The 21,984-nt window shown below is 37.3% G+C and carries 14 protein-coding genes and 1 riboswitch; of the genes, 4 read left to right on the top strand and 10 right to left on the bottom strand.

The annotated features are described in order from the left end of the window. Nucleotides 1–511 precede the first annotated feature (511 nt). From AC6CHH_RS12355 to AC6CHH_RS12345, 3 genes are all read right to left on the bottom strand, one after another. A complete protein-coding gene (locus AC6CHH_RS12355) occupies nt 512–1,468 on the bottom strand; it encodes a methylenetetrahydrofolate reductase (RefSeq protein ID WP_498283280.1) in 957 nt (318 codons plus the stop codon). 47 nt (nt 1,469–1,515) lie between these two features. After that, a riboswitch (SAM riboswitch) is annotated at nt 1,516–1,614 on the bottom strand. Between the two features lie 108 nt (nt 1,615–1,722). Then, nucleotides 1,723–2,253, bottom strand: a complete 531-nt coding sequence (gene rimM, locus AC6CHH_RS12350) for a ribosome maturation factor RimM (protein WP_498283278.1) — start codon at nt 2,251–2,253, stop codon at nt 1,723–1,725. A gap of 123 nt (nt 2,254–2,376) precedes the next feature. After that, the gene (locus tag AC6CHH_RS12345) at nt 2,377–2,910 is read right to left on the bottom strand and encodes a 30S ribosomal protein S16 (RefSeq protein ID WP_498283276.1); all 534 of its coding nucleotides are present in this window, start codon (nt 2,908–2,910) and stop codon (nt 2,377–2,379) included. Between the two features lie 265 nt (nt 2,911–3,175). Here AC6CHH_RS12345 and AC6CHH_RS12340 point away from each other — a divergent pair, with 265 nt between their 5' ends. Together AC6CHH_RS12340 and AC6CHH_RS12335 are read left to right on the top strand one after the other, a co-directional pair. Further along, nucleotides 3,176–6,544, top strand: coding sequence for a UvrD-helicase domain-containing protein (locus tag AC6CHH_RS12340; protein ID WP_498283274.1), 3,369 nt, complete (start codon nt 3,176–3,178; stop codon nt 6,542–6,544). 10 nt (nt 6,545–6,554) lie between these two features. Beyond that, a complete protein-coding gene (locus AC6CHH_RS12335) occupies nt 6,555–9,440 on the top strand; it encodes a PD-(D/E)XK nuclease family protein (protein WP_498283272.1) in 2,886 nt (961 codons plus the stop codon). A gap of 67 nt (nt 9,441–9,507) precedes the next feature. On the opposite strand, the gene AC6CHH_RS12330 is transcribed toward AC6CHH_RS12335, so the two are convergent. The 3 genes from AC6CHH_RS12330 to AC6CHH_RS12320 all read right to left on the bottom strand — a co-directional run bounded on the left by AC6CHH_RS12330 (nt 9,508) and on the right by AC6CHH_RS12320 (nt 12,486). Further along, nucleotides 9,508–10,404 (bottom strand): cupin-like domain-containing protein, encoded by an 897-nt coding sequence (locus tag AC6CHH_RS12330; protein ID WP_498283270.1) that lies wholly within the window; start codon nt 10,402–10,404, stop codon nt 9,508–9,510. A 326-nt stretch (nt 10,405–10,730) separates the two neighbouring features. Continuing rightward, the gene (locus AC6CHH_RS12325; protein ID WP_498283268.1) at nt 10,731–11,498 is read right to left on the bottom strand and encodes a uroporphyrinogen-III synthase; all 768 of its coding nucleotides are present in this window, start codon (nt 11,496–11,498) and stop codon (nt 10,731–10,733) included. 10 nt (nt 11,499–11,508) lie between these two features. Continuing rightward, the gene (locus tag AC6CHH_RS12320) at nt 11,509–12,486 is read right to left on the bottom strand and encodes a DUF4271 domain-containing protein (RefSeq protein ID WP_498283266.1); all 978 of its coding nucleotides are present in this window, start codon (nt 12,484–12,486) and stop codon (nt 11,509–11,511) included. Nucleotides 12,487–12,534: 48 nt separating this feature from the next. Here AC6CHH_RS12320 and AC6CHH_RS12315 point away from each other — a divergent pair, with 48 nt between their 5' ends. After that, nucleotides 12,535–13,104 carry a DNA-3-methyladenine glycosylase I gene (locus AC6CHH_RS12315; protein ID WP_498283264.1) on the top strand — a complete coding sequence of 190 codons (570 nt, stop codon included), beginning with the start codon at nt 12,535–12,537 and terminating at the stop codon, nt 13,102–13,104. Nucleotides 13,105–13,108: 4 nt separating this feature from the next. Here the strand turns inward: AC6CHH_RS12315 and AC6CHH_RS12310 are convergent, their stop codons facing one another. Both AC6CHH_RS12310 and AC6CHH_RS12305 read right to left on the bottom strand, forming a co-directional pair. Then, nucleotides 13,109–13,642, bottom strand: coding sequence for a phosphoribosyltransferase (locus AC6CHH_RS12310; RefSeq protein ID WP_498283262.1), 534 nt, complete (start codon nt 13,640–13,642; stop codon nt 13,109–13,111). A gap of 2 nt (nt 13,643–13,644) precedes the next feature. Then, nucleotides 13,645–15,726: a transglycosylase domain-containing protein gene (locus AC6CHH_RS12305; RefSeq protein WP_498283260.1), complete on the bottom strand. Its 2,082-nt coding sequence runs from the start codon at nt 15,724–15,726 to the stop codon at nt 13,645–13,647. Nucleotides 15,727–15,841: 115 nt separating this feature from the next. On the opposite strand from AC6CHH_RS12305, the gene AC6CHH_RS12300 reads away from it, so the two are divergent. Then, nucleotides 15,842–16,900 carry an Mrp/NBP35 family ATP-binding protein gene (locus tag AC6CHH_RS12300; RefSeq protein ID WP_498283258.1) on the top strand — a complete coding sequence of 353 codons (1,059 nt, stop codon included), beginning with the start codon at nt 15,842–15,844 and terminating at the stop codon, nt 16,898–16,900. A gap of 274 nt (nt 16,901–17,174) precedes the next feature. Here the strand turns inward: AC6CHH_RS12300 and AC6CHH_RS12295 are convergent, their stop codons facing one another. Then, entirely contained in the window at nt 17,175–18,662 is a 1,488-nt protein-coding gene (locus tag AC6CHH_RS12295) for a SusD/RagB family nutrient-binding outer membrane lipoprotein (protein WP_498283256.1), read from the bottom strand. A 14-nt stretch (nt 18,663–18,676) separates the two neighbouring features. Continuing rightward, entirely contained in the window at nt 18,677–21,901 is a 3,225-nt protein-coding gene (locus tag AC6CHH_RS12290; protein ID WP_498283254.1) for a SusC/RagA family TonB-linked outer membrane protein, read from the bottom strand. Nucleotides 21,902–21,984 lie beyond the last annotated feature (83 nt).

Raw genomic sequence — 21,984 nt, 5'->3', positions numbered from 1 at the left:
ACACATAACAGAATAATCTAGGTATCCTATAGGATTATTCTGGTTATTATCATTTTTACCGCAAACTATACGTTCACAATATACTATGCAAGCATAGGATTATACAACATTAACATTTTTTAACAACCCTTGCAATAAAAAATTATTTTTTAACTTTTATCACCGCTAATGTTACAAATAAACGGGTGCAATTAATCATATTGTAACAATAATTTAAAATGTAAGTCCTAGATTTGCCGCATTTTTCATAGATACATTGAAGGGCTTTATTTAAGATAATGCGTAAAAAAATAAACAATTACTCGGAAAGGGGCTTGGCAATTATTAGGAAACAAGTTCCATTTTAGTTAACCGATTTTGGCTGTTAATAACGCTTGACAGGTCATTTTTTTACAAAATAAACCAATAGGAAAAAAAAAGTTATTGTAAGCGTATTAAGAAATAAATTTAATTAAAAAAAGGCAAGATATGTATCTTGCCTTTTCGTTAGTTGGTCTAGCAGAACGCTTAATTAAACCAATTTTTGTACAATTTTCTTGGTCGGTCCAGGATTACTCATGGTGTAAAAATGTAAAACAGGAGCGCCAAATTCGATCAATTCCTTGCATTGATTCACAAGCCATTCTTCCCCTACCTGACGTACATCCGCATTCGTCTTACAGCCAGCGACGGCATCACTTAAATCTTCCGGAATGTCCAGATGAAATATGCGGGGCAGAGTAATAAGTTGATTTTTAGAGGTAAGCGGTTTCAAACCAGGAATAATAGGTACATGAATATCGTTCTCACGGCATTTATTCACAAACTCTTTATATTTTTCCACATTAAAAAACATCTGAGTAACGATAAACTCCGCGCCCATTTCTACTTTTTTCTTAAGCCACTTAAAGTCAGTATTGAAGTTTGGAGCTTCAAAATGTTTCTCGGGATAGCCAGCGACACCAATACAAAAATTCGTTTTTTCAGATATGGTGATATCTTCGTGCAAATACTGTCCTTTATTCATATCAACAACCTGCTCCAGAAGTTCGGTTGCGTAAGCATGGCCACCCTGAGTGGGGATAAAATCCGCATCGCCTTTTCGAGCGTCTCCTCGAAGAACCAATACATTATCAATTCCTAAAAAGTTTAAGTCAATCAACGCATTTTCAGTCTCTTCCTTCGTAAAACCTCCACAAATTAAATGAGGAACCGCATCCACCTTATATTTACTCATAATCGCTGCGCAAATAGCTACCGTTCCCGGACGTTTGCGATAGGATACTCGTTCCAATAAACCGCTGGCATGTTGTTTATAGAGGTAATCCTCCCGATGATAGGTCACATCAATAAATGGTGGATTAAATTCCATTAACTCATCCATGGATTGGAAAATACTTTGAATTCCTTGCCCTTTAGCCGGTGGTAATAATTCAAAAGAATACAAGGTTTTTCCCTTTGCGTTTTTAATGTGATCTACAATTTTCATAAAACAAGATTAGGCCTTAGAGAAAACACAGTGGATACCGGTTTTTAAGCTTATCTTTCCCATACGGGGTAGAATGTAGCACCTTGAACTGGGTCAGGTTGCTAAGGCTTCAGCGGGTCTATTCCCTCTGCCTTTCTCTATAAGCGAGGGCTAATATCGTTAAACTAAGCTTAAACTCAAAATGAATTAATAAAAAAGGTAAAGATTGCCTCAAAAACAGTGTTCTAAAGGCCAAAAACAGCTTGCAAAAAATACTAATCGATAGTTAAATACACATCAATTAATCCCTCAGGCAATGTTAATACAATGATTTTTTCCTCAGGATCAATCCCGAGGATTAAATCCTCATTTAACGGAAAAAGAACCTGTTGGTCATTGATCATAACTGTAGCGATGAACTGCTGAGGCATTTCTTGAACAGCTATGATTTCCCCAAGTTCTCCTTTTTTTTCATCTAGGGCCGTATACCCAACCAAATCCGTGTAGCGAAAATCATCCGGGTCCCGCTCAGGCATTTTATCATTGGGCAGATATACTTTCTTTCGAACCAAACTCTGAGCTTTATCGATATGGTCAACATCCTCAAAGTTTACATATGCTGTACTGTTATTGTGCAGCTTTAGCTGTTCAACAAAATAAGGAACCAACTTCTTATTCACTTCAAGGAATACAACATCAAAATCTAAAGCAGCGTAATCTTCAAATTCAAAAAAGAGCTGAAGTTCTCCCTTAAGTCCTCGTGTTTTACTGATGTATCCTATGTAAAAACTTTGTTCTGTAGTCATCTTTATTACTTAATTAACAAAAATAATCAATTCAATCCACACAGCTCCTACCGACATGCAAAGAAATAAAAAAGCCGATTCATTTAACTGAACCGGCCATTTTGAATACTTTATGAAAGAAGATTATCCTTCAGTTTCTTCAGTGTTTTCAGTTGCCTGATCTGCAGGTGCTTCCTCAGCTACCTCTTCTTCTGCAACTGGAGCATTTTTCGCTGCAATAGCTGCTCCTCTGTCTTCTTTTTTCTTAGCCTCAGCTGCTAGTGCAGCTTTTTTTAGCTCATCGTTAGATTTTGCTAAGCCAGATTTTTTACCTTCGATTTCAGATTCTTTACCCTGAACCCAAGTTGCAAAAAGCTCTTCAGATTTAGCGTCATCAAAAGCTCCTTTTTTCACACCACCTTGTAAATGTTTTTTGTATAAAACACCTTTGTAAGAAAGGATAGCGCGAGCTGTGTCAGTAGGTTGTGCACCCTTGTTCATCCAATCTAATGCTTTATCAAAATCCAAAACGATAGTCGCTGGATTCGTATTTGGATTGTAAGATCCAATACGCTCGATAAATTTACCATCACGTGGAGCACGTGCATCTGCTACTACTACGTGGTAAAAAGGTTTCCCTTTTTTACCATGTCTCTGCAATCTAATTTTAGTTGCCATGTTTTTTTATTGTTTATGTATTCAACATATCCCCCGAGCCTCGTGCAAGAGGGGACGCAAAGATACAAAGTATTCTGATAATTAAAAAGTTAATTAAAAAAATGAGGTTCTGAAGCCCTTGAGCCCGGTCTTACCCTCAACCTGGCGAGGATAAAAACATATCCTAACCTGTACGAATTCCTAAAAATCAATCGTTTCATAATTAATTTTAGAATTGAAATCTTAATAACGATATTACATTTTAATTTAATTTCCCCACACCAGTATGCAGAAAATTGCTCCTTTAAAGATCGTAAAGGCATCAGCCGGCTCAGGTAAAACGTTCAATTTGACGGTCCATTATCTATCTTTAATACTGGTAAAACCAGGAAATTACAAGGAAATCTTGGCCGTTACTTTCACCAATAAGGCAACAGCTGAAATGAAAGAGCGCATCCTTTCAGTACTTCATGGCTTGGCAATAGGTGATCTGAACCGAAAAATAAACGACTATCGAGAAATACTTTTGCAACAATTTCCAAACTGGAATGCCCAAGAGATTCAAGAAAAAGCCTACAAAGTCTACCAACGAATTTTACACGATTATAGCCATTTTTCAATCAGCACCATCGATGGCTTCTCACAAAAAGTAATTCGGAGCTTTACTTATGAATTGAATCTAGAATCTGGATACACCATCGAGATGAATACCAATAAAGTCAAACGTGAGCTGACGGTTATGCTTAATCAGCTCCTGGATGAACGACCTGAATTATTGGATTGGATCATACAATACGCCGAACAAAAAATTGAGAATAACGAAAACTGGAACTACCGCCAAGAATTAATTAATCTAGCTGGCTTGATTTTTTCTGAGAATTTCCAAGAATTCGACAGCCATCTTATGGCAAAGAATACTGATCAATTATTTACTTTATTAAATAAGGAAATCACTGAAAAATCCAATAGTTTCATCCAAGCTTTGAGCTTGGCCATAGAGGCCTTTCAAGAATGTTGTCAACCTTTAAATCTCGACCAGGCAGGCTTAAAAGGAAAATCAACAAATAAACTCCTCACCAGCAGTATAAAGAAATTCAATGTCAAAAAACTTAGTTTATCCGATATACAAAAGGATATCTTCGATCGGTTTGGTGAAATTGTAGAAAACCAGGAAATATTCAGCGATAAAAATGGAGATATCAGATTAGATATCTTTCAACATTTAAAACCATCTCTGATGACGATCGGCGCGCTGCAAGAATATTTCTCTAGCTATATCGCCTACCAAGCCGTTGATTCCAACCTTTACTTTCTCCGATTATTGAAAGAGATGAGTGACCTGCTGAGTGTTTGGCGAAAAGAGAACTCCTCTCAGCTCATTTCAGATGCGCAAATTCTTTTAAACAAATTAGGTTTAGATGAGCATGGCGATCCCACTTTCATTTGGGAGAGAATTGGCAACCGTTATAACTATTTTTTATTTGATGAATTTCAAGACACCTCTAAGGTTCAGTGGAAAAACTACAGCCCTTTATTGTTGAACGCTCTAAGTAATGCCAGTGGAAAATTCAGTGAACATTTGATTGTTGGTGATGTAAAACAAAGTATATACCGCTGGAGAAATGGGGATTGGCGGATCCTATTGCAGCAGCTCGAACAACAAGTTGCAGAAACTTTTCACTTAAATTCAGCCAATATAGGCGATTTTGTAGATAGCAGTACTTTGCAAACCAATTACCGAAGTCTACCTAGGATTATAGAATTCAACAATTATTTATTTTCCAGTATACCTATGCTGCTTCAAGAGGTATTAAATCAACATGTTTTGTTGGGTTTAGGTGAACAGGGGAAATCCTGGTGGCATGCAAGTGGAAACGATCAGATGCTACATAAAGCCTATCAAGATTCCATTCAACAAGTTCCCAATCAGATAGCAGGCTTGGACAAACCTCAGGGAAACATAGAAGTCCATTTTTTTCCGGTTGAAAAAAGCAGAACCAGTAGACGAAACCAAGTGAAAGAAATTTCCACACAAAAGTTATGTCAGCGGATTGGTCACTGGATCCGAGAGGGAGAATACAAACCCTCGCAAATTGGAATCTTAGTTCGAAGCAACGCTCAGGCACGCGAGCTAATTCAGACCCTAATGGATTACAAAAATCAAACAGGCTTGCAGTACGAGGTGATATCAGGCGATGCCTTGACTTTAATTTCCAATCAAGCTATCCAGTTGCTCATTGAAACCTTAAAAAGCCTGCTACAGCAAAGTGATCGACATGTAGTTTTACATGCCAATATGGCTTACCTGTATCAACTCATCCAGGGGCATTCTTCTTTTGATCAGGCAATTTGGTTAAAGTTCAAAAACAACTCTATTGAGGATCTTACAGAGGTACTACCAGATGGTATCCTTGCTCAATGGGAAGAATTGCAGAAGATGCCTTTGGTACACCTTGTTGAAAAGCTCATTGAACTATATGGTCTGAATCTAGAGATAAACAACTTGCATCTGCCCTATATACTTGCCTTTAAAGATCTTGTTTCCAAGTTTTCAAGTCAGGGAGAACGAGGTATCCTTCAATTTCTGGAATTCTGGGAGGAAAACTCTCAAAATGCGGTATTGCCTAGTAACGGAAAAATAAATGCCATTGAAGTGAGCACAATCCACAAATCAAAAGGTCTCGCTTACGATGTGGTCATGTTACCTTTTTTGAGCTGGGATCTGGATGGTTTGAACACTGGAGATTTTTGGATTGATGTACAACAAAGCCCATTTCATGAACTTGGGAAAATCCCTGTTAAATACGCAGCAATGATGGGGAAATCCATTTTCTATCAACAATACTATGAAGAGATGCTTTTCAATTATATGGATGCATTGAACACATTTTATGTGGCAAGCACACGAGCGGTACAACATTTATATATATCAGGACCGCAATTTAAGGTGTCTATTGATTCGAAAACAAAGCAGATTTCAGGCCATGAAATCAAAAATGAGTACATTTCCGATTTGCTTCATCAGGTCTTAACTAAAGATTCTGCTCCTTTTAAGTTACACGATGAACAATTAGTGCTTCTGGACAAAAATGTTCTAAAAGAAGAACCCGCAGATGTACAATCGGGAAGATCAGTCACTCTGACGAGTTATCCGCTCTCGGAGGAATTAGAGAATGCGCTGGAGCTCGCTAGTGGACGAACGATCAATACTATTCTTATGCTAGAAAAGGCAGCGCAGTTCGGCACCTTGGCGCATGAAATTATAGCTGAAATTTCCAAGGAAGATCAAATTGATCCACTCATAAATCAATACATTGAACAGGGCCTACTGGCCAAAGAGGACCGAAAAGAATTGTTGGAACAAATCCATCACATTTGGCATCATCCTCAAATTAATGTTTGGCTCTCGGGGGATTATAAGATCTGGAATGAAGCCAGCCTTTTGACTGAAGATGGGCAAACCCTTAGACCGGACAAAGTCTTTAGCAGTCCAAAGGAAACTATTGTTTTGGACTTTAAATTTACGCAAGGTGATTATGTAGGGCACAAATCTCAGCTTGACAAGTATATAAAAACCTTGCAAAATGTAGGTTATCAGAATGTAAAAGGTTACCTATATTACGCCAAATCAAAGACATTAGTAGAAGTTAAATAAGGTTCCAAAAATGAATAAAGCATTTTTACGATTAGTAGCAGAGGATATTAAACTAAAGTTTGGTAACCAGATTAGCAATATAGCTATTGTATTCAACAATAAAAGACCAATCACCTATCTAAAAAAACACCTGGTAGATGTTTACCAACAGGCCATCTGGTCACCTCAATTTTTCACTACACAAGATTTTTTTAGCCTATCGAGCAATTTAGCCCAGGCCACACAATTGAGTCAGTTTTTTTACCTTTACCAACTCCATAATGAAATTTTAGCGAATAAGGGACTTCAAGCAGAAACCTTAGAAGAGTTTTATCCAATTGCTGAGATCATTTTGAGCGACTTTGCACAGCTGGATTATGATTTAGTACCTATCCAGGAAATATACATGAACTTATCACAGGGTACACAAATTGACTTAACCTTTCAGCATTTCACATCGGAGCAACAAGAATTTATCCAGCAGTTTTGGCAATCATTCAGTATCAAGGGACATACTGCAGTTCAAAAACGCTTTCTTGAATTATGGCATAGATTGCCCGAATTATATAGCGCATTTAAAGAGAAGTTGAGGAAAGAGGGACAAACCAATTACCCCACAATTTATCGGGAACTCGCACAAGGAAAGGCCCACAACCAGGATTTTCATAAAAAATTCGATAAAACTATATTTGTAGGATTTAATGTTTTAAACAAAGCGGAGGCAAAGATCTTCAAAGAGTGGCAAGATCAAGGGAATGCATTGTTTTATTTTGATCTCGACGTGCATTACCTGAATGACCCCATTCAAGAAGCTGGATTATTCCTACGAAAGAATCTTTTTCAAACGGGATTGACAAATGCCTTACCTGTTTCTGAGAGTCAAATTGCCAACCGAGAGTCAGATATTCATGTATACCAGAGTTTAGGAAAAGTCAGTGAAGTGAAATTACTTCATGATATCCTTAAAAACAACGAAAACCAAGAAAAAACATCAGCTGTTTTGATGGCAGACGAAAGTTTATTAGTGCCCTTATTGCAGAGTCTCCCGGAGCTTAAAGTAAACATTACCACCGGATACCCTCTGGTACAGTCTCCAATTTATGGATTATTGTTATTGTGGATGGAAGTACATCTTCTGATTTCACAACAAAAACGAAAAAAAATTCCCTATCAATTGTTGGAAACATTTTTGTCTCATCCGATGACAAGGGTGTCCAAATCACAGAAACAATTCATACAAACCGAGTCGGCCCTGAAACAACTCTATGAAATAGAAGTCAATCAAATACAATTAGATAGCTCTGTATTGCCTGATTTTTTCATTCCCTTAAAACAAGCCAACCACCTTATCCCAAAGCTAATTGAAATAATCGATCGACTCTTACAATCGATCGCACAAAGGGAACGCATAAAACAGATTGATTCCAATTTACTCATTGAAACCCGTAAAGTGTTAAATCAACTGCAATTAGGATTTGAAAAATTAGGCCATTTAAGTATCGGTTTTCAAGTTGGGCTCATTAAAAAGGCGATATCTCCGATCATCTCTGCCATTGAGGGAGATCCTCTACACGGTTTGCAAATTATGGGCTTACTAGAGAGCCGATGCCTGAACTTTGACAACATCTACATCTTGGGGGCTAATGAAGGTGTTTTACCAAAAACATCGAGTTCCCCAACCTTTCTCCCGGACAGCTTGAGAAAAGCGTATGATTTACCCATACTGGCAAACCAAGATGCTTTATCGGCCTACCTTTTCTACAGACATATGCAATATAGCCAGGGAATTCATGTTCTATACAATGGAATTGTTGACCAAAGTAGTACAGGTGAAGAAAGCAGATTCGTCAAACAATTGGCGTTTGAAACAAACTTCAAGATCGTCAAACATACCCAAGAACAGCCACTTTTTTTTCCAGCACAGGGTAAGGAACTTAGTATTGAAAAAACAGGTGCTATCTGGGATAAAATGTACCAGGATTACATAGAAAATGGTAAACGGATCTCTGCCTCAGCCTTGACGTGCTATCTGCAATCGCCAATGCAATTCTTTTTGAAATACGTTGCAGACATCAAAGAACCTCCCTCCATTAGCCAGGAATTTGAATTGAATAAGCTCGGGACCATTATCCATAACAGTATGGAGAACCTACTAAGTCCCATTAAAAGAAATGAAGATTTTATCGCAACAAGCATCTTCAAGTCTTTCCTAGCTCAGATTGATCGTGTGGTCTTGCAAGAAATCAGCACACTCTATATGGAAGAGTTTAAATCGATCAATGATTTAAATAGTTTGCATCGGATTATGCACCGAATAGCGTGCGAATACGTACAGATGTATTTGCAATACGATATAGATAACTATGAATCCATTCGGATCATAGAGTTAGAAAATGACCAAGATTACACGCTGAAATTCCCTATTCAGCTCAAAGGAGAAACAAAACACGTGACACTTTTTGGAATTATAGACCGGGTGGATGAGGTAATTTCAAAAAATGGAATCCGCAAATATCGAATAGTGGATTATAAAACTGGAGGAGATAGTGTTAATTTTAACCCAGATAAAGTATTTATTAAAAACACGGAAAATAAAGCATTAGTACAAACTTTATTTTATACCTATGTGTATGAACAGGTTACTGGCTTAAGGGAGCTAGAACCTCATTTATATGTGGCTCGAAAAATGAGAGAGGAAGGAACCTTATTCAAAAGTAGAAACAAATTCCTTCAAGATGATTTCCTGGTAGCACAAAAAGAGAATTTTGTTGCTTTTCTAGCAGAAACTTTTGCAGAAATATTCAACCCTGAAATTCCCTTCCGGCACGATCCAAATGCTAAGCTCTATCCATCAGACCCATACACGCTGTTTTACCAATATAGTCTAAAAGAATCCGATCAGGATATACAGGAATAACTCAAATGAATAGGGGTATCATCCTTTTTTTCGAATGATACCCCTGTTTGGATTAGCTTAAAAGAGTTTATTTATATTTTCTAATAGCATTCTCTGCCCTTTTTTTAGCCATTACAATCTTATAATTCAACCATTTATCTTTGAATAATTTACGCATTGTATCATCAAAATGGCGGGTAATAAACAAATTCCTAGCACCCTTTAATTTCTCACTCATTGAATTTGCCAGCGCTCTTACAGAAATTGAATACCCTTCGGTATCGTATTGAATGTAATGCCACCATCCGGCAGGCATATAGCAGGTATCCCCTGGATGAATGACGGCCTCATACCCTTGAAGTAAGCTCAAACCGGGATAATCCGAAACATTGCTTTTTTTCAAATTTGCAATGCTGTGGAAATTATAGGGAAGCTTATACATTAAGTCAGATTGATTGTTCGGAAATAACCAAATCCGCTTTACCCCTTGGAATTGAGAGATAAAGACATGAGACATATCAATATCAAAATGATTTCGAGTAGCTGATCCTTCTCCCCCAAAAAACATATAAGGAAGCCATTGAATTACCTTTCCACCGGTGACATCATTATAAATCAGGTCCTTTTTCAACTCTGGTCTAATCTTCAATAGATTAAACAAAAACAAGCGCAGTTCAGTAGGTTCTTTTCTGATTAAATCCAAGTATTCCCCTAGGGTCATCCGTCCAACAGGAGGACTTGCAGCATGATTTTGAGATTCCTCTTCCCGGCCATAAATGTCGATTTGTTCCTCCCCAGCTATCTCTTTAAAATAGTCATAGCTCCATTTGGTCCAGCATGCACTTTGAGGGCTGATAAAGTCTTTTATAATAACAGGCTGCCCTTTATTAAGATAATCCTTAATAAAATCTTTTGGAGTAATTCCAGAAATACTATTAACAGGTTTTAATTTCACAAGATTACCATTTTGTCTATATACAAACATAATTAAAATATTCCTACAATAAATATACTCGGTGAACATCCGGATATATTTATCTAGAAATATGGTCAAAATATACAGAAATATTTTTCAGAAAAATATTTCGAGTAAGTTTATCCTATTCTAAGCAAAATTCTATCCAAAAAAAAGTTCGTCGAGAACTCTATTTTGCTTAGATTTTGCAGCCTTTAATGAACTCTTTTTAGTGAAAACAAAACTCCACAAAACGATCCGTTTTTACAGGTAGTCCTTTAGCATATTGTCAATTGCAAAGAGGTTGTTTCATTGGATAAAACAACCTCTTTGCATCTATAAAAATAAAAATAAATTTACTTATTAACCAATTTAATATATTGTTCAATAGCCATCGTCATGCTTGGAGCAACAGGTGTAGGAGCTGGAATATCCAAAATTAATCCATGGTCTAACAAAGCCTGCTGGGTCGTTGAACCGAAGGCTGCAATACGGGTATTATTTTGAACAAAGTCAGGAAAATTCTCGTATAAAGACTGAACCGATGATGGGCTAAAGAAAACCACAATATCATAAAACACATCTTGCAAATCTTGAATATTTGAGATTACCGTTCGAAACAATACAGCGGGGGTAAAATTATAGCCGTTTTCTTGCAACCACCTTTGTGTATCCTCATTGGCAACATCTGAACAAGGAAATAAAAATTTTTCTTTGTTGTGTTTCTTCAAAACCTCTTCTAAATCCTGAGCCGTTTGCTTTCCAAAGAAAATTTTGCGTTTTCGGTATTGAATATATTTCTGTAAATAAAGGGCGATGGTTTCTGAAATACAAAAGTACTTTAACTCCGAGGAAACCTCATAGCGCATTTCTTCACATACTCTAAAAAAATGGTCTACAGCATTTTTACTCGTAAAAATTACGGCAGAATAGTCCGAAAAATTCATTTTCTCTTTCCTGATATCCTTGGCGGAAACACCTTCCACATGAATAAAGCCCCTAAAATCTAGTCTCAGATTATATTTCTCGGCTAGTGCGAAGTAGGGAGATTTATCATTTTCAGGTTTTGGTAAAGTAACCAATATGCTCTTTACCTTCTTTGTTCTTTCTACATCAATCTGCATAAATTCTTTCTTAATTGTTGAGTGCCCTCACTAAAATTAAAACAGGTGCGACTTCGAGACTGCAAAGATAGAGAATTAAATAAAAAATAGAAAATTTGAATTGACCAAACAGGTGAATTGCTGTCCTAATAAATCGATATGCGAACAAAAGTATCACCATAATGATGTAAATTATGGAGATCACATCAAAGTAGGATGCGGGGACAAAAACTACGGCTAAAAGAAATGGCATGAGAAAAAACATACTATTGAAATACACCAAATATAAAATTGCAATGTATTCTCTGACTATTTTATCAAGCAAAAAAATAAATGAAACAAATCGTATAAATAATATTTTTACAATGAAAATTAGCGCTACAAAGCCTGAGTTTTTCAAAAAATTCTCAAATGTGAGATAATTTTCATTTCGAAAACCAGAAATCAACACCACCACAAAAAGACCAAAGGACAGGCTAAATAAAATATAGAGAAAAATATAAGGCCAGGAGGTCGCTAAATTGTCTTCCTTACTAACCTGCAACAGGAGTCTTTCTTTGTAATAAGCTTCCATTATAATTTTTAATTCCACAGGGAAAATAACCCGCAGAATTCCAAGAACCAGAAAAAGGAAGAACACGACGATCAACACCCAAATAGGTCTTGAAACCTTTTCAACCCCTCTGAGCTGTTCTGAAGATAAATCAGAAAGAGCCAAAGAATCAGCGTAAAAAAGCAGATCTTGTTTTCCCGATTTGACAATATTATGCAATTTTTGAATTAAAAATCTATTTGGCTGAATAGGATATAGGATGATTTCACTATATTTAAGAGCTGATGACAAAGAATCAAAACGTGCAGAATCAGCCGTCATTGAAACCGTCTGGGTTACTCCTATCGAGGGTATTGCGAGAGAATCTACAGGCAATACCTGAGCCCTGGATGAATGTGTCGCAAAAACACATAAAACGATCAACAAAAGGATCTTTAATGCTAAAGTTTGTTTCATGGAAGACGTAAAGTTAGGACAAAAAAATTGTATTTATATATCGAAAAAATGAGTAGTTCAGAAATAATCCGTTGCAGTTGGTGTGGAGTTGATCCTTTATACCAAAAATACCATGATTCCGAATGGGGGAAACAAGTAATTGATGATCAAATATTATTTGAATTCCTTGTATTGGAATCCGCCCAAGCGGGGTTAAGCTGGATTACGATCTTAAAAAAGAGGGAGAATTACCGAAAAGCATTTTCAGGTTTCGATTATAAAAAAATAGCCAAGTATACGCAACAGGATGTGGATCGTTTACTGCAAAATCCAGGCATCATTCGAAACAAGTTAAAAATAAACAGCAGTATCAAAAATGCGCAAATCTTCTTAGAGATTCAAAAAGAATTCGGCAGTTTCTATACCTATCTCTACTCTTATTTACCCAGTGGAAAACCCATTGAAAATCGCATCCATAGCAACAAGGATATCGCAATTACAACCGAAATTTCGGATAGCATTTCAAAAGACTTAAAGAAAAGGGGTATGCGCTTTTTAGGTTCAACCACGCTATACGCTTATATGCAGGCCGTTGGTATGGTGAACGACCATTTAATAACGTGTAGCTTTAGAGGGTAAGAAATTAAATATTCCGGTAAATATTCATTAGGTTCCTGCATTGGCCATTGTAATCCAAACCGTACCCTACGACAAATTCCGGTTCAATTTCAAAACCAACATACAAGATATTATCAAAGGAATATTCAAGACAATCTGGCTTCATAAGTAAAGTAGCAACCGAGATACTCGCCACCCCTAATCGCTCAAGCGCTTGAATGGTGTGCAGCAATGATTTTCCTGAATCTACAATATCCTCAACGATAACCACATGTCTGTTTTCCAAAGACATTCCTACACCAAGTAATTCATAAATAGCCCCTTGCTGAACCCCTTGGTAGGAGGCTAGTTTAACAAAAGACAGCTCACAGGGAATGTGAATCTGTTTCATTAAATCAGCCATAAACATAAAACAACCATTTAATACGCCAATAAATACGGGGTGTTTATCCTCAAATTTTAAATTTAAATCAATACCAATCAACCGGATCCGTTTTTGAATTTGTTCGTAATCGATCATCAATTCAAATCGCAAGTTATCAATCTCTATTTCGTTCATTTCTATTCATTTTCGGACTCCCCTGACCTACCCAGCAAACGCTCGATTAAAGCCTTACGCAGACTTTCTTGTTGATCAATTTCATCCATTCTATTTTTAATCTCCTCATGATTCATCATTGAATCAACCGCTCCCTTAGGTCTAGCAGGTCTTAGTGCAGCTTGCAACTGAACCTGATAGAAGCCATAGCTGCTTGGTACATCCTCTGTCTGCAACTGATTACGTTTACTCATGATTGAACCATAGGTGTTAAAATGCCTCAACACCCAATCCTTTAAATGGCCCGTATGGTCAAACGAAGAAAGCCCGGTTTTTGGTCTTGGAATAATACTAGAGAGGTATAAACTCTCACCAATTGTTAATTCATGTGGTTCCTTTCCAAAATAGTATGATGCAGCCTCGGAAATTCCATAAACATCCTTACCCCATTCGATGATATTTAAATAAATCTCCAGTAAACGGTCCTTACTAACCTGTTTAGACTGTTCCATGAGCCAAACAAGTAAAATTTCCTCAAGTTTGCGCATCATGGTTTTGTTGCGATTCAAAAATAGATTCTTTACAAGTTGCATCGAAATCGTGCTAGCGCCACGTTTAAATTTCTTTTCCTTTAAATTAGTAATAATCGAAAGTTGAAAAGCTTCCAATTCAAATCCGTTATGTTCATAGAAAAAAGGATCCTCGGTATTTAATACTGTTTTTTTCAGAATCGGCGAAATCCTATCAAGTGGGGTAAATTTTGGATTGGCCTGTGTCAGTAAAATATCGCGCATCTTTAGCGTATCTTCATATGCCTGATAGAGATAAGACCCGTTAAGTGCCCCAACATCAGCTTTACCCCAACGGATAACTTTCAACTCCCGATCATTAATTTTTGACATAAATTTCATGGAGTCAGGTTTAGTAAAATCAACTTGAAAATCCATATCATATTGAATTTCCCCTTCCACTTGTATCCCTTGTAAATTCTCAAACAAACCAACAGGAATAGCATTAAAAAAATCCTGGGCTTTAAATTTCCCTGTGTGTACAGCTAAATTCAAAACTTTTCCTTTGACTTTAGAAAATTTAAGCTGAGGCTGAAAAACAAAATCCTTCACTTGCGCCTTTGTTTCTTTGAGTAATTCCAATGTATTCTCGGAAATCAACAATCCTCCATCGGCTGATCCCTCAGGCAACACAATTTCTTCCTCAGATAACCGGTCATGAAAAACACGAAGATTTTTTGCGGACATTCCTCCTTTAATTTCAAGAGCTTCTTTGCCTTTTTTAGTCACCTGATCCAGGTGAAAACTCAGCTCGTCAAATCGCACCTTGAGACCATATTTGTGATCAACAAAGGGGACAAAGGTATCCTTATCGGCAGAAGATATTTTCACACTAAGCGTCTGTTTCTTGGAGTTTATTTTGCCTTGGAAATTCCACTTACCTTCCTGCTGATTCAAAAATACATTAATATCATAATTCCCGCCATCGATGTTTCCTTCAGGAATAATAATAGTTTGTTTGGATAGACTGTCCTGATAGCTCAAGCTCAAATTCTTCATGCTTAAGTTATCCGGGATCTTCTCGAATACTTGTTTCAAAACCTGATCCACACGCTCACTTAGTGTCCGGGAATCAGAAACCGGATTTTTTTGAACAATGGTGCTCTTTTTTCCAAAAAGAAAATCATAGTTAGCCGTAGAATCATTTTCCTTGACCAACGTAATATCGGCTTCAACGATATCCATATCACCAAGACTAATTCGGCCCAAAATCAAAGGAAATAATTTCACTGAGACCTTAAACTGATCCACAGTAGCCAGCTGTTCTCCTGAATCTGGAAAAAGTTTTATTTTATGTAAATCAACCGTTGTTAGTCCAGCAAATTCATACCTATCTAGTTCCAAACGAAGCTGATACTCCTTTTTTAGTTTAGTTTTCACCCGAAGGACAGCCTGATCCAGCATAGCCCCACGAACCGATAACCCCCAAACTAAGGCGATTACAAGCAAGACAAGTATACTTGATAGGGTAATGATAAACCATTTCTTTTTGGCAAAACCTAAATCCGGAAGCGTAAACTTTTTAATCGATATCATTTTACAAAATACCTAATTCGTTATTTTGGTTAAAAATAGACAAAATACATTAAAAACATCTACATGACACGTTATTGCATCGCATTAATTAGATTTGTATAATTAATAAAAAATCATGATTACTAAAGAACAAATTTTAGAAGCCTTAGGTCATGTTGAAGAACCGGATTTAAAAAAAGATTTGGTTACCTTGAACATGATTGAAAACATAGAAATTCTTCCCAATAAAATTAAGTTCGATGTGGTTTTAACCACGCCAGCTTGTCCTTTAAAAGGACATATAGAGCATGCTTGTCGGAACGCTATTGCCTTGTTTATCTCCAAAGAGGTTGAGGTAGAAATCAATATGACTGCACGCGTAAAAGCCAGCGAGAGCGCGCAACTTAAAAACATTAAAAACATCGTTTTAGTATCCTCAGGTAAAGGAGGGGTAGGTAAATCAACCATTGCAGCAAATTTAGCATTATCTCTTGCACATACAGGGGCCAAAACCGGACTCTTAGATGCAGATATATACGGACCGTCCATCCCATTGATGTTTGGAGTTCAGGATGCTAAGCCCCTTTCCACACAAACACAAGATGGAAAAACGAAGATCGTTCCAATCGAGAAATTTGGACTAAAATTATTATCCATTGGTTTCTTTACAGACCCAAACCAACCCATTCCTTGGAGAGGCCCAATGGCAACATCGGCCATCAAACAATTGTTTAACGATGCAGATTGGGGTGATTTAGATTACTTAATAGTCGACATGCCTCCAGGAACAGGTGACATTCATATCACAGTTGCCCAAAATTATCCCATTTCAGGAGCAGTGATTGTAACGACACCTCAACAAGTCGCCCTTGCAGATGCTATAAAAGGAATGGCGATGTACCAAATGGAAGGGGTAAAAGTTCCAATTATAGGGGTAGTTGAAAATATGTCTTATTTTACACCAGCAGAGTTACCTGAGAATAAATATTATATTTTTGGAAAAGATGGTGGCAAACGATTAGCCAGTGATAATCAGGTTACATTCCTGGGCGAGATTCCTTTGGTAAAATCGGTGGCTGATGCCGGAGATAACGGATTTCCTATTGCACTAGATGAGCAGGAACCTGTGTCATTAGCATTCGGCGAACTCGCTGGAAAGGTAGCCCAGCAACTGAGCATCCTGGCGCAGAACTAACAACAACAAAATACGAAAACAGGCGTTCCTAATTGATGACAAAAAAATCAATCGGATCGCCTGCTTTTCTATAGATCAAAAGCGGCACGCTATGCGCTAATTTCTTATATGAATATGCTGTTAGCCTGATATCCATTAAGTAACCAAATTGAAAATTTCCACTCTTAAATAGCCGGCAACTACCTATCGAATAGCTTGTTCTCTTGTAGTGGGGCTAGCAAAAAAAGCGCCTTAAGTAATCCTTAAGGCGCTTTTGTATAAAAATTATGCTTACTTAATTAGCATCCCACCAAACTGGGTTATCAATAGTGATAGCGCCTGGGAAATTACCATTTGAAGTAATCTCCGAATCTGGATAAGGCAAACGTAAAGGCATTTTGCCTGCACCTAATCTGCTTGCATTCGAGGTAATAAAGAAATCTGGATATCCAGTACGTCTCCACTCTGTCCATGCCTCAAAGCCTTGGAATCCGCACATAGCATAGTACTTTTGCGTAATAATCGCTTCGATTTTTTGTTCAAGAGACCCTGTTGGAAATTTAACAGCAGCTTGGTTACTGTACTGCACAAATTGATCAGTACTCAAACCAAGTTCAGTAAAACTCGAAGAAACTCCTTGAGCATACAATTCAGCTGCATTCCCTGATCCCCATCCTCGAGTTACAGCTTCTGCTTGCAAGAAATAGCTCTCTGAAATCGAAAACAATTTAGCAGGTGCTAAAGCTGATTTAGGATTGCTAGCATTTGCACCAACATTAAACGATGGAGAGGCTACCAATTTTTTAGTATTGGTACTGTAACTACCTTGTAAAATGTGAGCAATTGTATCTTGTGCTGGAACTGCTCCTTGAGCTGGAACCACATCAAAAAATGCAAAACGACGTGGATCATTGTTATCGACCAAGGCAGAAACGACAGTGCTACTTGCAACAATATTCTGCGTACGGCCAAGACCTAGCATTTCATTGTAAAGCGGGTTCTCATTACCACCAGTGGCTGTATAGACGATCGATACACTCTGGGTTAAAAATTCAGGATCACGGGCATAAAGAGCCTTAATACCAGCCGAAGCTTTCGCAGCATCTACCTCAGATAGGCGCAAATATGCACGTAAAGCAAGGGTGTTCGCAAACTGTTCCCATTTACGCAAATCTCCTCCGAAAAACATATCTTGAGAACTTACCTCAGTCACATTCTCATTCGAAGTATTAAGAAGCGCTTGTCCTTTTTCAATGTAATTGAAAATAGAATCATACACTAATTCTTGAGCCTCATAAGTCGGGTTCATGAAGTCTGCACCTTTTAATGCCTCCGAAAGAGGAATATCTCCAAAAGCATCCGTTGCAACCTGAAATGTATAGGCTTTCAAGATGTATGCAATTCCTTGATAATATTCACTATTGGCAACATCAGAATTGATAATTAATTCTGCATTATTCAACGCATTTCTGAATACAGTCGTCCAAGCACGATTGGTAGCTGTATTTAGCACCTGGTACTGGTCAATTGTTCTATATTGAGAAGATGTTGGGTTTTGTGTCCAATATTGGGCCCAAAATCCGCCAAAAACTTGAAATGAATTGCCAACAATCTGACTAATTGAAGCCTCCACCGTAGGCAACAATAAACTTGGATCTGCCTTGTCAGGATTATTTGGATTTTCATTAATATCCAAGAATTTATTACATCCAGTCAAACAGACTGCACTAATCAAAGCTACACTAAATAGCGTTTTGATGTATTTTATTTTTAATATGTTCATGAGTCTTCAAATATTTAGAATGATACTTTTACATTAATACCATAATTTCTTAAAGAAGGTTGAGCAGTAAAGTCAAATCCTTGTGCATTTCCCGCACCTGCTGAATTCACCTCAGGGTCAGCAAATTTATTTTCCGAAGGAGTCCAGATAAACAAGTTATTTCCGAACAAGCCAACCGTTGCAGAACCAAATGGAGTTTTTTCCAAAACATCCTTTGATAATTTATAACTAATAGTCAGATTACGTAATTTCACGTAACTACCATCAATTACACTAACACCACTTTGCATATTCGGGTAATAATCAACCTTATCATATGTTGCATCTGTATTCACGACAGAGTTACCTTTGTCATCTAAATAAACTGAATTAGGGAAAATCTGGCCAAAACGCTCTCCGCCTGTTTCAGCTGATGTTCCAACAAAACCCATAATATCTTTGGTACGTGAGAAAAATACTCCACCTTGTTTGGTATCCAGTAAGGCACTCAATGACCAGTTTTTATATTTTAGGGATGTACCTAAAGAGGCTTGAAAATCTGGATTATATGATCCTAAGTATTGCGCTTCTTTAGTCGCCACAGGCAAACCAGTACTTTTGCTCACGATTGTGCGACCTTGATCATCAGTTGCATTCGTAACAGCATAAAATTCACCATAGGTTCTACCAACAGCTGCAACAATTGACATTCCGGTGAATCCACCTACAGATACTTGATCAATACCTTCCATCAATTCAACAACTTCGTTTTTGTTTTTAGTATATGTACCAAACAATTCCCAAGTAAAATCTTGCGTTTTAACAGGCGTACCTCTCAAAGTAACCTCAACACCTTTATTATTGATTTTACCAGCATTCACCAAACGGAATCCGTAACCAGTAGAATTCGGGATAGGAATACTCAAAATTTGGTTTCTAGATTCGTTATTGTAATAAGTTAAATCAGCATACAATCTATTGTTAAAAAAGCCCAATTCAGCTCCTACCTCAAAAGATGTTGTAATCTCAGGTTTCAAAAATTGATTGCCAATTGTACTTCCAGACATTAAAGCTGCCACGTTACCAAATGGGAATGTTGTGCTTCCAAAACTTCCAGCAATCTCACCGCGATTAAAGATGGTTAACAATTGGTAAGGATCAGTATCCGAACCTACTTGCGCCCAGTTCGCACGAATTTTACCATAGCTTAACGTATTTTTATTTTCTAAGAGCTCAGAAAATACAAATGAACCACTAATGCTTGGGTAGAAAAACGAATTCGTTTCCTTAGGAAGAGTTGATGACCAGTCATTACGAGCGGTTGCTTGTAAATATAAAAAGTTCTTGTAAGAAATATTTAAGTCACCATAAACACCTACTAATCTTCTTTGGCTCCATGAATCTTCAATTAAATCTAAAGGTCCATTGCTGTTGCCTAAGTTAAACCAATCCGGATCAATCATCCCTCCACTTGAGTTAGTGGCTGTGCTGTTGTTTGTCGTATTTCTTTGGCGAATGTTGTTACCCAACATGATTGATCCACTCCAATCCTGATTAAAATCATGAGTTGCAGTGATCATTAAGTCATGAACGATCTCGTTCACGTTAAATTGATCAACCTGGTATTTTCCGTTATCTGATTGACGATTTCCGGTACTGTAATTTCCAGTCGTGTTATCGGCAGGGAAAAAATCAAATTTTGGAGATTCAGAACGTCTGCGGTCCGAATAATTGTCTAAACCAACACGTTCTACAATAGTCAACCATTCTAATGGTTTATAAGTAACATTGAAATTACCCATGATGCGGTTAACATCATTGTAATTGTTGTAGTTTTCTAATAACCAGTAAGGATTCATACCATATGCTCCGTAATATCCATACAAATCATTGTGTACTATACCATTGGCATCAGTATATCCATAAGAATTATATGGATTAGAAAGGTCTTTTAATCCAACAACATCAATATCACGAGGGGTTTGAAGCAAATTATTATATACTGAACCATTTGCTTGACCACCAGCCACATCATTTCTATCGGTACGGGTGTAGTTCAATGAAATTCCTGCACTGAATTTATTACTAAATTCTGTACTACCATTAAAGCGTACGCCATACTTATTAAAGATGTCCTTTTTACCAGGATAAACACCGTTTGAATTCACAGAGTTTAAACCCAGATAGAAAGTTGATTTTTCAGAACCTCCTGAAAAACTTAAGTTATTATCTGAGGCGAAACCTGAGTTAAAGAAATCACGAGCATTATTCTCTACCGCAGAATACGGTTTTGTTTGACGAACACCATCAATCGCTTGTCCCCACTCCTGAACCTCACCTGTAAAAGGTGCACCCCAAGACCAGTTTTCTTTCGGATCGTTTACAAAAAACAATTCTCCTGCTTTGGTATAATCAGAATAACCTTGACCATATTCATTTTGAAATTCAGGTAATTTCAAAATAGACGACATGGTGTTTGTGGTGCTGAAAGTAATTTCGTTTTTGGCACCCTTGCTTCCACTTTTAGTGGTAATAATTAAAGCACCATTTGATGCGCGCGAACCGTATAAAGCTGCAGCTGCGGGACCTTTTAAGACAGTAACAGAGGCAATATCATCAGGATTGATGTCATTACCGCGGTTACCAAAATCCACACTTGAAAGAGAAGACTCTCCGCCAATACGGCTTGTATTATCGATAGGCGTACCATCAACGACAATTAAAGCCTGATTATTTCCAGAAATAGAAGAACCACCACGTAATACAACACGGGAAGAACTACCCGGAGAGTTTGCTGTGGAAGTGATATTTACACCTGCAACCTTACCGGCTAAAGCGTTAATTGCACTCGTATTTTTTCCATCTGTTAATTCATCTGCGTTTAAAGTTGGCGCAGAATAACCCAACGATCTTTTCTCTCTTTTAATCGCATTAGCTGTAACCACAACTTCTTCTAAAGACATTTCATCAGCAACCAAACTCACGTTGAGCGTAGATTGATTATTGATGTTTACCCTTTGCGAGGAATAACCAACAAAAGAAAAGCTTAAAATAGCATCTGCCTTTGCAGAAATGCTGTACTTACCGGAATTATCCGTTTGTGAAGCAGTAGAAGTTCCAACAACTTTTACGGAAACTCCAGCTAGTGGGGTGCCATCAGAACTGGATGTCACTTGACCACTCACTTGGCTCTCTTGAGCAAACGATATCCCAATGAGACATGTCAGCACAAAAATTAGACTGAGTAATTTGTGTTTCATAAATTATATATAAGTTAAATTTTCTTACAACAAACTGTTAAAAATTTGTTAAACAAACGACAAATATATATTTTTCATTAAAA

It is taken from the genome of Sphingobacterium sp. GQ94, assembly GCF_059758715.1.
The sequence above is the reverse complement of the archived record's forward strand: the minus strand, read 5'-3'. Positions and strand labels throughout refer to the sequence as shown.

What these genes read in the sequence shown, in the direction of transcription:
- AC6CHH_RS12355 (WP_498283280.1), bottom strand. Translation starts at nt 1,468, where the DNA reads ATGAAAATTGTAGATCACATTAAAAACGCAAAGGGAAAAACCTTGTAT.
- rimM (WP_498283278.1), bottom strand. Translation starts at nt 2,253, where the DNA reads ATGACTACAGAACAAAGTTTTTACATAGGATACATCAGTAAAACACGA.
- AC6CHH_RS12345 (WP_498283276.1), bottom strand. Translation starts at nt 2,910, where the DNA reads ATGGCAACTAAAATTAGATTGCAGAGACATGGTAAAAAAGGGAAACCT.
- AC6CHH_RS12340 (WP_498283274.1), top strand. Translation starts at nt 3,176, where the DNA reads ATGCAGAAAATTGCTCCTTTAAAGATCGTAAAGGCATCAGCCGGCTCA.
- AC6CHH_RS12335 (WP_498283272.1), top strand. Translation starts at nt 6,555, where the DNA reads ATGAATAAAGCATTTTTACGATTAGTAGCAGAGGATATTAAACTAAAG.
- AC6CHH_RS12330 (WP_498283270.1), bottom strand. Translation starts at nt 10,404, where the DNA reads ATGTTTGTATATAGACAAAATGGTAATCTTGTGAAATTAAAACCTGTT.
- AC6CHH_RS12325 (WP_498283268.1), bottom strand. Translation starts at nt 11,498, where the DNA reads ATGCAGATTGATGTAGAAAGAACAAAGAAGGTAAAGAGCATATTGGTT.
- AC6CHH_RS12320 (WP_498283266.1), bottom strand. Translation starts at nt 12,486, where the DNA reads ATGAAACAAACTTTAGCATTAAAGATCCTTTTGTTGATCGTTTTATGT.
- AC6CHH_RS12315 (WP_498283264.1), top strand. Translation starts at nt 12,535, where the DNA reads ATGAGTAGTTCAGAAATAATCCGTTGCAGTTGGTGTGGAGTTGATCCT.
- AC6CHH_RS12310 (WP_498283262.1), bottom strand. Translation starts at nt 13,642, where the DNA reads ATGAACGAAATAGAGATTGATAACTTGCGATTTGAATTGATGATCGAT.
- AC6CHH_RS12305 (WP_498283260.1), bottom strand. Translation starts at nt 15,726, where the DNA reads ATGATATCGATTAAAAAGTTTACGCTTCCGGATTTAGGTTTTGCCAAA.
- AC6CHH_RS12300 (WP_498283258.1), top strand. Translation starts at nt 15,842, where the DNA reads ATGATTACTAAAGAACAAATTTTAGAAGCCTTAGGTCATGTTGAAGAA.
- AC6CHH_RS12295 (WP_498283256.1), bottom strand. Translation starts at nt 18,662, where the DNA reads ATGAACATATTAAAAATAAAATACATCAAAACGCTATTTAGTGTAGCT.
- AC6CHH_RS12290 (WP_498283254.1), bottom strand. Translation starts at nt 21,901, where the DNA reads ATGAAACACAAATTACTCAGTCTAATTTTTGTGCTGACATGTCTCATT.